The 12,518-nt window shown below is 71.1% G+C and carries 12 protein-coding genes and 1 pseudogene; 5 read left to right on the top strand and 8 right to left on the bottom strand.

Going from position 1 to position 12,518, the window contains the following annotated elements:
* Positions 1-51: 51 nt before the first annotated feature.
* Positions 52-1,131: a terpene synthase family protein gene (locus AC067U_RS35745; RefSeq protein WP_478834020.1), complete on the top strand. Its 1,080-nt coding sequence runs from the start codon at positions 52-54 to the stop codon at positions 1,129-1,131.
* Positions 1,132-1,230: 99 nt separating this feature from the next.
* On the opposite strand, the gene AC067U_RS35740 is transcribed toward AC067U_RS35745, so the two are convergent.
* The 5 genes from AC067U_RS35740 to AC067U_RS35720 are packed head-to-tail and all read right to left on the bottom strand — an operon-like array spanning position 1,231 to position 5,395.
* Complete coding sequence (locus tag AC067U_RS35740; RefSeq protein ID WP_478834019.1) at positions 1,231-2,652, bottom strand: cytochrome P450; 1,422 nt, start codon at positions 2,650-2,652, stop codon at positions 1,231-1,233.
* Positions 2,649-3,272, bottom strand: a complete 624-nt coding sequence (locus tag AC067U_RS35735; RefSeq protein ID WP_478834018.1) for a GTP-binding protein — start codon at positions 3,270-3,272, stop codon at positions 2,649-2,651. The genes AC067U_RS35740 and AC067U_RS35735 overlap by 4 nt, the downstream gene beginning before the upstream one ends.
* Positions 3,253-3,609 (bottom strand): DUF742 domain-containing protein, encoded by a 357-nt coding sequence (locus AC067U_RS35730; RefSeq protein ID WP_478834017.1) that lies wholly within the window; start codon positions 3,607-3,609, stop codon positions 3,253-3,255. The genes AC067U_RS35735 and AC067U_RS35730 overlap by 20 nt, the downstream gene beginning before the upstream one ends.
* Complete coding sequence (locus AC067U_RS35725) at positions 3,606-3,995, bottom strand: roadblock/LC7 domain-containing protein (protein WP_478834016.1); 390 nt, start codon at positions 3,993-3,995, stop codon at positions 3,606-3,608. Before AC067U_RS35725 ends, AC067U_RS35730 begins: the two co-directional genes overlap by 4 nt.
* Before the next feature lie 20 nt (positions 3,996-4,015).
* Positions 4,016-5,395 carry an ATP-binding protein gene (locus tag AC067U_RS35720; protein WP_478834015.1) on the bottom strand — a complete coding sequence of 460 codons (1,380 nt, stop codon included), beginning with the start codon at positions 5,393-5,395 and terminating at the stop codon, positions 4,016-4,018.
* A 678-nt stretch (positions 5,396-6,073) separates the two neighbouring features.
* Here AC067U_RS35720 and AC067U_RS35715 point away from each other — a divergent pair.
* Positions 6,074-7,192, top strand: a complete 1,119-nt coding sequence (locus tag AC067U_RS35715; RefSeq protein ID WP_478834014.1) for a hypothetical protein — start codon at positions 6,074-6,076, stop codon at positions 7,190-7,192.
* Positions 7,193-7,227: 35 nt separating this feature from the next.
* Here AC067U_RS35715 and AC067U_RS35710 read toward each other — a convergent pair whose 3' ends face one another.
* Positions 7,228-8,700 (bottom strand): sialidase family protein, encoded by a 1,473-nt coding sequence (locus tag AC067U_RS35710; RefSeq protein WP_478834013.1) that lies wholly within the window; start codon positions 8,698-8,700, stop codon positions 7,228-7,230.
* A gap of 278 nt (positions 8,701-8,978) precedes the next feature.
* On the bottom strand, positions 8,979-9,602 hold the full coding sequence (locus AC067U_RS35705) for a DUF2867 domain-containing protein (protein WP_478834012.1): 624 nt from the start codon (positions 9,600-9,602) through the stop codon (positions 8,979-8,981).
* Between the two features lie 110 nt (positions 9,603-9,712).
* Here AC067U_RS35705 and AC067U_RS35700 point away from each other — a divergent pair, with 110 nt between their 5' ends.
* Both AC067U_RS35700 and AC067U_RS35695 read left to right on the top strand, forming a co-directional pair.
* Positions 9,713-10,270 (top strand): TetR/AcrR family transcriptional regulator, encoded by a 558-nt coding sequence (locus AC067U_RS35700; protein ID WP_478834011.1) that lies wholly within the window; start codon positions 9,713-9,715, stop codon positions 10,268-10,270.
* A 139-nt stretch (positions 10,271-10,409) separates the two neighbouring features.
* Positions 10,410-10,886 (top strand): annotated as a pseudogene (locus tag AC067U_RS35695) (cytochrome P450); the annotation flags it as partial.
* A 143-nt stretch (positions 10,887-11,029) separates the two neighbouring features.
* Here AC067U_RS35695 and AC067U_RS35690 read toward each other — a convergent pair.
* The gene (locus tag AC067U_RS35690) at positions 11,030-11,668 is read right to left on the bottom strand and encodes a TetR/AcrR family transcriptional regulator (protein ID WP_478834010.1); all 639 of its coding nucleotides are present in this window, start codon (positions 11,666-11,668) and stop codon (positions 11,030-11,032) included.
* Between the two features lie 148 nt (positions 11,669-11,816).
* Between AC067U_RS35690 and AC067U_RS35685 the strand changes: the two genes are divergently transcribed.
* Entirely contained in the window at positions 11,817-12,458 is a 642-nt protein-coding gene (locus AC067U_RS35685) for a DsbA family oxidoreductase (protein ID WP_478834009.1), read from the top strand.
* Positions 12,459-12,518: the final 60 nt, after the last annotated feature.

The following is a 12,518-nucleotide window of genomic DNA, read 5'->3' as shown; positions in this document are numbered from 1 at the left end:
GTGCAGCGCGGTCACGTCGTCGCTTGTTGCCGACAGGGAGGTAGGGATCCCATGACAGTGCAGGACATCGAGCTTCCGATGCCGCGGATGCCGTACCCGGTGCGGGTGAACCCGTGTCTGCCGGCGCTCCGCGAGGAGGCCGAGACGTGGGCACGCGAGATGGGCATGCTGGCCGGCGGCGAAGCCCCGGGCGCCGGCCGGGCGATCTGGTCACTGTCCCGGTTCCACGCCATGGCCGTCGACCAGCTGACGGCCTGGACCCTTCCCGATGCCTCGCTCGCCGGCCTCCGGCTCAATCACCGGTTCAACCTCTGGGCCCTGGCCTGGGACGACCACTTCGCCTCCGCCTTCAAACGGACGGGCAACCTCGCGGGCGCCCAGGTCTTCACCGCCCGTCTGCACGCCTTCCTGCCACCGGAGCCGGGCGTGCGGCTGCCGGAGCCGGTCAATGCCGTCGAGAGGGGATTGGCCGACCTCCAGCAACGCCTGTTCCCCCCGGGGCTCGCGCACTGGCGGGAGGACCTCAACCGGGCCCTGGCCCGGTACGTGGACGCGGGAGTCCAGGAACTGGCCAACAGCCTCGCCGGCCGTGTTCCGGACGTCATCGAGTACGCCCAGTTCCGCCGGGAGAGTTTCGCCGCGTACACCGCCCCGTACTCCGTCGAACTCTCCACCGGCGCACGGATCCCCGAGCGGATCCGGCACAGCCGGACCGTCCGCGCCCTGCTCGACGCCTTCATGGACTACATGGGTCTGGCGAACGACCTCGCCTCCTACCAGCGGGAAGTGCACGAGGAGTACGACGTCAACAACCTCGTCGTCGTGCTCGGGACCTCCCTGGGCATCAGCATCCAGGAAGCCATGCACGCCGCCGCCGATCTGGTGGCGGCCCGGCTCCGCCACCTCGAGCACCTCATACAGAGCGAACTGCCCGCGCTCGTCCACCGGGCCGAGCTGAACCACGGCGAACGGATCCAGCTGGAGGCGTGGCTCAGCGGAGCCCTCGGCTTCCTGGCCGGTCTCCAACGCTGGTACACCAGGGCACCCCGCTACGCTTCCGTCGGCGGTCCGATCCCGGAGCCACGGGCTGCCACCGCTCCCGCCCTGGGACGGAATCTCCCGCCGTCATGAGGTCGCCCGCCCCGCCGCCCTGACGGGTTGCCGGACCGCGCGGTTCGGCAACCCGTCGGCTCCCTCTGTTCCCTCTGTTCCCTCTGCGCCCGACGAGAACTATCGAAGCCGGAACAGCCGCCTCAGCCGCGCCCGCCAGGAGAGGCGGGGTTCGGACACCGGCATGCGGGGTGCCGGCGGCGTGCCGATGCTCGGCGGGGGCGGGGCCGGCAGCGGTGCCAGCCTCTCGCGGGCTTCCGGCACGCGGGAGGCGAACTTCACGGGCAGCGCGGTCAGATGCCGGGCCCAGGTGGAGGAACGCCAGGTGAGCCCGGACTCGGAGATGGCCAGGGTGATGTCGGGAAGCCGGGTGAGGAGGATGTCGATGCCGGTGTCGACGATGACACGGCCGATGTCCTGGCCGGGGCACTCATGGGCACCGGCGCTGAACGACAGGTGCGCACGGTTGTGGTGCACCCGGGTCGAGGGATCCCGGCGGACGGCCTGATCGACGTTGCCGGCGGCCAGGCCGAGCAGGAGCATGTCCCCCGCCTTGATCTCCTGTCCGCCGAGCGAGGTGTCACCGGTGGCCCAGCGACCCGGGCACACCATCAACGGCGGCTCGTCCCAGAGCACCTGTTCCACGGCTTCGGGCAGGGTCATCTGACCGCCCGCCAACGAGCCGCGGAACCGCGGGTCGGTGACCGTCATCCGCAGTACGTTGGCCATGAGGTTGGCGGTCGTCTCATAGCCCGCGAGCAGGATGAGGCGCAGGTGGTGCTGCACCTCCTCGTCGCTGAGCCCCGCCGGGTGTGCCATCAGCACGGAGGCGATGTCCGGCCCGGGCACCGCGCGCTTGGTGGCGACGAGCCTCTTGAGGGTCTCCAGGACGTAGTCGTTGCTGGCCAGCGACGTCTCGGTGGCCTTGAAGAGGTCCCGGGCGGCGTGCACGAGCTCGGGACCGTCCTCGTCCGGCATTCCGAGCAGATGGGTGAGGACGAGCATGGGCAGGGGCTCGGCGAACTGGCCGACCAGCTCCGTCTTGCCGCTCTCGCAGAAGTCGTCGATCAGCTGGTGTGCGAAGCGGGTGATGTGGCGGCGGATTCCGCGCTGGTCGAACTGGTTGAGGCTGGCCGTGACCGCGCCGCGCAGGCGCTGGTGCTCCTCGCCGTCCGCGCACACGCAGTCGGGACGCCAGCCGATCATGGGTACGAGCGGTGAGGTCTCCGGGTCGATCTCACCGCTCTTCCAGCCGTGCCAGGTGCGGGGGTCGCGGGAGAACTGGGTGGAGCGGGTGGCCACATCCCGGTTCTCGAGGTACCCCAGGACGAGCCAGGCACGCACGTCCCCTTCGAGCAAGACGGGCGCCACCGGACCGTGGGCGGCACGCAACTTCTCGTACAGGCCCATGGGATCGGTCTCGGCGGCGACGCCGTGGAGACGGGTCACTCCTTCGATCCCCGTGGCGGTGTGGGCCGGGCAACCCGGGGGCGGGACGAGGCCCGCTTCGGTGGTGGTGTGGTCAGTGGGAGGAACGGTCATGCGGACTCCTGAGCGGCGGCGAGGGTGCACAGGTAACCCATCAGCGAGAGCAGGGCGTCACGGCTGGACGACCGGTCGCGTGCGTCACAGGTGATGATGGGCACGGATTCGTTGAGGGCCAGAGCGGTGCGCAGGGCTGGTATCGGGTGCTCCGGGGCCTCCGGGAAGGAATTGACGGCCACGACGAAGGGGACCCGGCGGTCTTCGAGACGGGTGATGATCTCGAAGCAGACTTCGATCCTCCGGGTGTCGACGAGGACCACGGCGCCGAGCGCGCCTTCGAAGATGCCGTTCCACAGGAACCAGAAGCGCTCCTGCCCCGGCGTCCCGAAGAGATAGAGGATCAGCTCCTCGTTGATGCTGATGCGGCCGAAGTCCATGGCGACGGTGGTGGTGTCCTTGCCCACCGCGCCGGGGTTGTGGTCGATCCCGACGCCGGCCTGAGTCATGGTTTCTTCGGTGGTCAGGGGTGGGATCTCGCTCACCGCCCCGACCATGGTCGTCTTGCCGACGCCGAAACCGCCGACGATCACGACCTTGACTCCCCTGGCGCCGTGCGGCAGCAGCACGTCCGTGCCGCGGGGGCCGGGGGCGGGTGCGTCAGAGCTTGCGTAGTCCATGGATCACCGCCTCCAGAAGGTCGAGTTCGGGGACCGCAGCGACGGGAACGGGAGCGATGGCCTCGACTCGCCCGTCCTCGACGAGCTTGGAGAGCAGTGCCGTGAGGACGCTGAACGGCAGGTCGAGATACGCGGATATCTCGGCCACCGACAGCGGGTACTGGCACATGCCGAGGATCGCGGCCTGCTCGGGCTGCATCGCGGGTTCGGGTGCGGACCTCGAAGTGATGAGGGTGACCAGGTTGAAGGCCTTTGCCGAGCAACCCGGGCCACCTGAGATGACGTACAGCGGTACCGGACTTCCCTCATCCCATGCGTCCTGGTGCTCTGACGTCACATCGCCCGCCCGACGTCATCCCGTGGCGGACTGGTCATGTGCCGGCCGATCCGGACCACGAGCGTACGCATGCGGTCGCCGAGCAGTCCCGCGTCCACTTCCTCGTCGGCGAGCACGGCGAGATAGGCCCCGGGGCCGGCCGCCATCATGGAGAAGTAGCCGCCGTCGACTTCGATCCCGACCATGCGCGTCGAGCCGTCTCCGTGGGGGAACTTCTGCGCGATGGCCTTCGCCAGGCTCTGCATTCCGGAGCAGGCCGCGGCGATGGCGTCAGCGGTGTCGGTCTCCGTGTTCGCTTGACCGATGCACAAGCCGTCCGATGACAGCACCACCACGTGTCGCACGTACGGAACGCTGGCCGCGAGCTCCTTGAGCATCCAGTCCATGTTTGGCAGTGGCGTCACGGTTACTCATCCTCATCTGAAGGCTCGCTGGTCTGGCGGGAAGGGGCGGAGTCCGTTCTCTTCTCGCCACTGAACGCCTCCCACATCAGGCCCGGCTGCCGGGGGGCGCCGGCCGTGCTCGGGAGGGTGGCCCCGGCCGTGGGGGCCGTGGGGGCCGCGGGGGCGGTGCGGACGATCGGGGTCGGAACGGGCGACTCCCGTCGTCGCTGCGGCAGCCCGTTGACGGTCTGCTTGACCTCGACGGGATCGGCGGCGGCAGCGCGCGTCGCCGTCGGTCTCGGCCTGACCGGTGCGCTTGTACGCTTCGGCGCGAACGGCTGGACCTTCTGGACGGGCTGCTGCACCGTGGTGACCATGCTCCGCGGCACGAGCACCACGGCCCGTACGCCGCCGTAGGCGGAGGTGCGCAGATCGACGACGAGGCCGTTCTCGCGGGCCAGCCTGCTGACGACGGGCAGGCCGAGCTGTGTCGCCTCGCCCAGGTCGGCCAGGTCCAGGCCGGATGCCGCCCGCACCATGACGCGGTCGATGCGCTGCCGGACTTCTTCGGTGAGCCCGACCCCCCGGTCCTCGATCTCGATGGCGATACCGGAAGGCACCTCGCTCGCGCTCACCTCGACCGGGGTGTGCGGCGGCGAGAAGGTCGTGGCGTTGTCGAGCAGTTCGGCGAGCAGGTGGATCAGCGGCTCGGCTCCCTGGCCGATCACGGCCACTTCCGTCACGGACTGCAGCTTCACGCGGGGGTAGTCCACGATGCGTGACATGGCCCCCCGTACGACGTCGTAGAGAGGGATCGCCTTGGACCACTGACGCCCCGGCCGGGCATCCCCCAGTACCGCCACGCTCGCCGCGAGTCGCCCGATCAGGGCATTGCGATGGTCGATGGCCTGCAGGCCGTGGGATACCACGAGATCCGTACCGTGAAGGATCTGCATGTCGTGGAGGTCCTTGGCGAGCTGGTGCACGATCGCCTGGACCCTGCGCGCGATCGCCACCAGTGCCCGCTGGGAGGAGTCCCGCGTGTGCTCCTCGGCCTCCACCGCTTCCAGGAGCGTGCGCAGCGCCTGCCGGAGCGCTGCGGCGAACTCGATGTCGAGGTGTTCCCCGAAGGCGACGGACTGCAGGATCTCCGAGGCGGGGTCACCCTTCTGCATGCGGGCGACGGCCGCGGGGAGCAGTTCCTCGGCGAGCCATACCGTGGTGGCCCGCTGATCGGCCAGGCGCCCGAGCAGTGCGGCCTCGCGTTGCGCGTAGTACTGCTGTGCCTGGGCATTCGTCCACGCTTGGCAGGCCTTCTCCGCCGAGCGCGCCCGGCGCGCCGCCTCGGCCGAGCTGATGGCCGTCAGGAGGACGGCGACGAGGCCGCACCAGGCAACCGGCATGCGTATCTGCGCGGGAACGAAGACCAGCGCTATGCCGCAGGCCCCGGCCAGGACACCAGGGGGGACTAGCCATCCCGGAGCCACTGCGCGTGGCGTGCCTCCAGGCGTTGAACCTGTACGAACCATCGAGGGGTCCCTAAACAGTCTGGAATGGGTGGACTGGGGGTGGTGCGGCGCGGCGACAGGAACGGTCGGGCTTTCGCCCGGCCGGACGCACGTGTTGCGGTGGATGCCTCCGAGGGTTCGGTGGGAGATCGCATCGGTGTCACGCCTCCCTGCGGCCCGGCGCCGTCCCTGCGCGACACGGCGTACGGTCACTCGCCGTGAGTGCAGCGCAACACGCAGGGGAGAATAGTCAGTTCGGGTACGCCATGTGACCTTGCTGGAACGAGAACCTCCGCGCCGACCGACCTCGACCCAAACTGATCGATCGCTGCCGTAAAGCGCCTTGCGAACGCATGGAATCGACCACATCCAGCAACAATGCCCCGACGGTCAACGGCCGTTTCCTTAAAGCCCGTTCGGGAGATGGCGTCTCTCCCTCGTTCACGCACGACCGTTCCGGTCCTCACCGCCGGGGCGAGGAGCCGAGGGCCGGTCGGCCGTGCGGCGGGCATCGGATCACGATCGGGTGCGTGCACCGCGTGACTCCGGGCGGCCGGGTGCGTTCTACATGCTGTGCCGACGACTGCCATCACCACCGCCCCCGTGTTGCCCTTCCTGCTGACGACGTCGCAGGGTCGTGCGGCACGGCTGCTCCTGTCCTACGTGGCCGCGCTGCGGCTGTCCTCCCCGGACGCCCAACTGCTCGCGGTGGTCATGGCCATCCGGTCCGCCCGGGGCGGCACCGGGAACCTCACGGGCCAGGACCTGCGGTCGCTGAGGCCGCAGGACCCGGCCGAGGCTCTCGACGCACTGCGCGGCCTGGGCTGGCAGATTCCCGCCCAGCTGCTCGACGGCGCTCCCGAGACCCCGGTCGCGGTGACGGTGCCGGACCTGGCCGCCGAGACGGACCATCCGCTGCCCCTCGGCAGGCAGGTGCGTTCCCGGGTGTCCGGCTGGACCACACGCGCGCTGGCCGCGAAGCCGCTCAGGAAGACCACCGCGGCCGTACGGCTCGCAGCCCTGTTCCTGGCCGCCCACAGCTCTTCCGAACTCCAGGGGACGCTGCCCGGCGACCTCCCCGAAGCCTGCCGCGCCGTGCTGCCCGAACTGCTGGAGAAGGGCTTCCTCACCGAGCTCTCCGGTGAGGAGTACCGCCTCGGTGCCGGGGTACAGCACCTCGCCGGAAGGCTCCCCGATCCCGCTGAAGCGCTCGCGCCCGCGCCGCCCGCGCCGGCCCGCGTCGACCCGCCGCAGATCACCGCGGACGACTGGGCACGGTGGAAGGCCGAGGCCCGCCCCGGGCTGCGGAAGCACGCCGAGGCCGTCGAGAGCTGCACCGTCTGTTCCCTGCCGCTCGAAAGGGTGGCCACCGCCTTCATGACCCGCCAGGACGCCACCCCGCCGACGCACTCCGCGCTCCGCGCCTACGACGTGTGGAAGGACAAGCACCCCGACCGCGGCGAGCAGGTCGCGCGGTTCACCGTCACGTTCCGCGCGGAACACGGTCACGGCCCCTCGTACACCCAGCTGTGCACCGGCCTGGGATGGAAAGTGCGCCGAAGGGTGCGGTCCCTCATCCTGGGTGGGCTCCTGGCGGACGGATGGCTGACCGATACCTCACCCGTGCCATGGACACTGCGGCCGGGAACCACCGCCGTCGCCCGGGGCATCAGCCTGCCGGGCCCGCGGTGAAACCGTGTCCGGCGGGGCCGCCGGGCCCGGGACGGTCACCGGGTGGGGAGGGTGCCGCTGTAGACGTCCGTACGGTTCTGCGGCGCGCCGGAGTGGGTCTCGGTCAGCACCGCCCGTACTCCCTTGCCGGCTGCCACCAGGCCTTGGTAGTCGCCGAGGAAGTAGCCGCCGGCGAACGGCGCCTGCAGCCAGTCGAAGACCCGCGAGATCCGTCGTTCGGTCCGTAGCCTCGGGTCTCCGTGCGGCAGCGTGGCCAGCTGGTAGGCGGTGGGCAGGGTGGTGGTGTCCCCCGGCTTGAGGAAGCGCAGGTCGTAGTAGGTGAGCGCGACGGTGCCCCGCTCGTCGACCGCGATCGACGGGGAGAAGGCCGGCACGCCCTCCGGGCTGATCAGCTCCGGGGGCCCCCAGGTGCGTCCGCCGTCGGTGGACCGCACCAGCTGGACGGAGTTGAACCCGCCGCCGGAGAAGTCCGAGCCCTCGTAGGCCATGTACAGCGTGCCCGACTCCGGGTCGACGGCCGGGCTGGGCAGGGTGGCCGCGGCGCGCAGCGGCTTGGCGGGGTCGTTCGGGTCGACTTCCGGTACGGAGCTGTCGCGGGCCACGGTGGTCGGGGCGCTCCAGGTCTCACCGGCGTCGGTCGAGGTGACCACCTGGTAGTGGGCTTCGAGGACGGTGCTCAGGTCGTCGGAGTAGGTGATCCGGTCGAAGAAGTCGTAGAGGGTGCCGGTGTGCCGGTCGACGACGATCACATGGCCGATGGTCTGGGTGTTGGGCACGGTGCCGGTGTCGACGAACGGCCGGGCCCCGCTCCAGGTGCGGCCGCCGTCGCGGGTGAGGGAGATGTACCCCGGACCGTCGAGTGAACCGGGGCCGGGCGGATCGTTGTCGAGGCGGTTCCAGACCTGGTACGCGGTGCCCTTGCGGATCGGATCGGCGGTGAGTGAGGGCTTGTCGTTGAAGAACGGCTGCTCGTCGACGTGCGTGGTGGTGAGGTTCTGCCAGGTACGGCCGCCGTCGCGGGAGGTGGCGGCCAGGAGGGCGCTGCGCGTGCTCTTCGTGAAGTCGACTCCCTCCCCGCCGGCGTAGACGGTGCCGTCCGGGCCGGTGCTCACCCAGGGGTCGGAGGCCCGTTCGTAGTCCGCGCCGCCCGGGGCGCACAGGCTGAACGGCAGGGTGCTCCGGTGGAAGGTGTGGCCGTCCGTGGTCCAGGCGGCCGCCAGGCCTCGGGCCCCGCCATCGCTCCAGCGGTCCTGCTGGAACACGGTGACCACGCGTTTGGGATCGCGCGGATCGGCGGACAGGTACGGTTCGACCTCGGTGCCCGGATAGACGATGCTGTCGGGGGACCTCGCGCCGATGGTGCAGTTCGCGTACGGGTCGCCCTGGGAGACCTTGACCAGCGGTGCGCCGTCGGGGCTCCGGTCCGCCGCGGCGGGAGTCGCAACGGTGACCGCGGCGAGCAGGAGCGCGGCGGTGGCGACAGCGGGCAGGGGCGGGAAGGCGCGCATGCGGGATCTCCTCCGGGCCTCGGCGGCCGGGGTGCGGGACCGCCGTCATCGGGGCGGCGTGGGGCGCGGAGGGCATACCGGAACGCGGGGGTGGGGCGACTCCGCCTGATCCTTTTCGGCGTCGTGGCCGGTGCTCTTGATCGGCCGGACGGCGGAGTCCGCCCCCGATGCCCGGCCGTGGCTGTGCGGTGTCCTGCACGGCGGAGCCCGGCCGCCCCTCGGGAAGGACGGCCGGTCAACGGCCACGGGCGGGACGACGCGACCAGTCGTGCGCGTCCTCACTCTGGCTGTTCGGTCGGCTCTGCCCGACGGGCGGCGTTCTTTCGCCACTCCCTGCCGATCGAGCGCATCAGGGCCGGGTACACGCCCAGGTACCGGAAGGGTTTGATGCCGAGCATGTACAGGGAGCCGAGGCGGCCGTTGGGCTTGACCAGGACGGCCATCTGGCCGCGGTAGGCGCCGTTTCCGTCGGGGACCCAGCCGATGTGCATCACCCCGTGCATGGTCTTGTTCGCGTACTCGGCGGCCCACTCCTGATGCGTCTGGAAGACCGAGGTGAAGGGAGCGGTGCCGAGGTCCGGGCCCCGCGGTCCGTCGCGCAGGTCGTCCGGCAGCCGGTCGCGCAGCGTCGCGACCCGGCCGCCGACGCCCGACTCCGGCCTGTCCCAGCCGAGCAGGGCGCCGAGCTTCCAGCGCACCGCGAACAGGAAGCGGCCCACGGGGTTGCCGCCGTCCGGGCCGTCCTGGCCGTCCGCCATCTGACGGACCAGGTGGTGCAGGTCGTCCGGGCCGCCCGGTGTCGGCAGCACCCACAGGTCCTCCAGCCGGAAATCGCCGGCGATCTCGTGGATCCGCCAGGGGCGGGAGGTGTGGTCGGTTGCGGGGAGGCGCAGGTCGTTCATTGGCAGACCCCTGTCTATACGGCGACGTATAGATCGAGCATAGCCTCGTGTATACGGCTCCGTACATACGGGTCCGTATACTTGCCCGGGGGTGTGAGGAGGGACACGGGATGGGCGCGATTCGTACGCCGCGGGAGAAGTGGATCGAGGAAGGGCTGCGGGCACTCGCCGCCGGCGGGCCCGAGGCCGTCCGCATCGAGGTCCTCGCTCAGGCGCTCGGCGTCAGCAAGGGCGGTTTCTACGGCTACTTCCGCAACCGGGCCGCCCTGCTGGAGGAGATGCTCGCCACCTGGGAACGCGGGGTCACCGAGGAGGTCATCGAGCGGATCGAGCGTGACGGGGGCGACGCCCGCGAGCGGCTCGGGCGTCTCTTCGACTTCGTGGGGTCGGGTGAGTCCCCCGTGACCAGCGCCGGGGTCGAGCTGGCCATCCGCGACTGGGCCCGTCGCGACGAGGGCGTGGCGGATTGCCTTCGCCGGGCCGACAACCGGCGCATGGACTATCTGCGCCTGCTCTACGGGGCCTTCTGTCCCGACGAGGGCGATGTCGAGGCCCGCTGCCTGATCACCTTCTCACTCCGCATCGGCGACCACCTGATCGCCGCCGACAACGGCCCGCGCAGCCGCGCGGACGTCCTCGCCGCGGTCAGGAACCGGCTGTTGGCCTGAGCGGGTCCGGCCGGCCGGACCCGGTGGCCGGATCGCCGGATCGCCGGATCGCCGGCGGCCCTCCGCAGGGCGCTGCCGGGTGTGCGCAGGCGCGGCAGCCCGAAGGGCAAGGAGGAGTGGACCGGGGGCACCGCCGGGGATGTCGGCCCTGTGGACGTGCCACCGCTTCGGTCAACGGTCTGCAGTCGCTCAGGCGCGGGCACGGGCACGGGCACGGGCACGGGCGCGGGCACGGGCACGGGCACGGGCACGGGCAGGATGCCGCTCGGCGCACCTGCCGGCTGTGACCAGGGCTTTCTCAGGCCGATCCGGCTCTCGTGGATGCGTCTCGTGCCCGGACCGGCGGAATGAGGGGCATGAGCCGGTCGGACCCGCCGACCGGTACCCGAAAGGAAGACAGACGGCGTTCCGCCCCGACCGATGGATCAATCGGTCCGCCGACGCCGGTCTGCCCAAGTACGCCTTCATGCCGTTCGGCGGCGGGCCACGGACCTGTCCGGGGGCTCATCTCGGCACGGTCGCGATGGTCATCGCCACCGCGACCGTCCTCGGCCGGCATCGGCTCGGCCCGACGGCCGGCACCATGCCCGTGTTCTGCACGCGCAGCAGCGTCCTGCAACCGCGCGGCCTCAGCCTCGACGTCGGCCACCGACCTCCGGGCGGGCGCCCGGGCCCCGGAAGGAGAACGTACGGCGCGATGCCTGCCCGCGGATCCCGGGGAGCGACCCGCACCCACGGGAACGGCAGCCCGGCTCCGCGCTACGGCGCCGTCGAGGCCATGACCGGGCCGTCGCCGGATGCCGCGACGGTGCCCGGCGGCCGGCCCAGGAGTGCGAAGGTGGAGTCCAGGCAGGCTGCGGCGCCGGCCGGGTCGGGGTCGACCTTGCGCATGATCTGCAGGCCCTGGACCAGGTTGAGCAGCAGCTGCGCGCCCTGCCGCGGGGTGACGGCCGGAGCGAGTTCCCCGTCCCGCGCGGCCCGTTCCAACTGCGCGGTGAACGCCTCCTCGGCGTACCGGAGGTTGCGCCGGGCCAGCTTCGCGACCTCCTCGTCGTGCGGCAGCAGCTCGGCGATGCTGTTGACGCTGAAGCACCCGGCGCTGCCGGGGGCCGCGTCGGCGGCGAGCAGCCGGCCCAGCACGTCCCGCAGCCGCGGAAGCGCCGGCCCTTGGTCGTCGAGCGCGGTGCCGAGCAGCCGGGTCTGGTGGTCCAGGTAGCGGCCGAGGGCCCGGATGAACAGCTGGTGCTTGTCCCCGAACGCCGCGTAGATCGATCCGCGGCCCAGCCCCAGCTCCGCCACGAGGTCGCTCATCGCGGTCGCCTCGTAGCCCTTGCGCCAGAACAGGATCATCGCCCGGTCCAGGATCGCTTCTTCGTCGAACGTGCGCGGTCTCGCCATGCGTCCCACGGTAGCGAAGGTCGGCGGCCGGGGCAGCATGTATTTGACCGCTCGTTCCAGAATGGGCTACGTTATGGAACGAGCGGTCCGGAACCCTGGAAGCGGAACCGGACCCACCCCCGAGACAGCCCCGTCAGGAGCCAGCGCAGTGAAGGTCGAGATCTATTCGGACCTGGTGTGTCCGTGGTGCTACATAGGCAAGCGCCGCTTCGAGAAGGCCCTGGCCGCCTTTCCCGAGGCCACTGGAGTCGACGTCGTCTACCGGCCGTTCCAGCTCGACCCCGCGGCCTCCGAGGCGGCGGAGCCCTCCGCACACGTCTACGAGCGCAAGTTCGGTCGCCCCGCCGCGGCCGTCTTCGGACCGCTGACCAGGGCCGCGGCCGCCGAGGGCATCACGTTCCGGATGGACGACGCCCTGGCCACCAACACCTTCCGGGCGCACCGGCTGCTCTGGTTCGCCCGGCGGCACGGACGCCAGGCCGAGGTGAAGGAGCTCCTGCTGGCGCACTACTTCACCGACGGCGGAGACCTCGGCGACAGCGAGGCGCTCGCGGGGCTCGCCGAGACGGCCGGCCTCGACCGCGCCGCGGCGCTGGCCTTCCTCGCCTCCTCCGAGGGAGCCGACGAAGTCCGCGCCGAACTCGCCGAAGCCGCCGCTCTCGGCGTCACGGCGGTCCCCACCTTCGTCATCGACGGCGCCTTGGTGCTCCAGGGTGCCCAGAGCCCCGAGGTGCTGCTCGCAGCCCTGGAGAGGGTCGCGGCCGACCGCAGCCCCGCCGGCACCTCCTGATCCACCGCACACCGGCACCCCGGCGCGCCGGTGCCCGCACCTCCCCCGCGGGTATCGCAC

It is taken from the genome of Streptomyces sp. NPDC043853 (assembly GCF_056436025.1).
The sequence above is the reverse complement of the archived record's forward strand: the minus strand, read 5'-3'. Positions and strand labels throughout refer to the sequence as shown.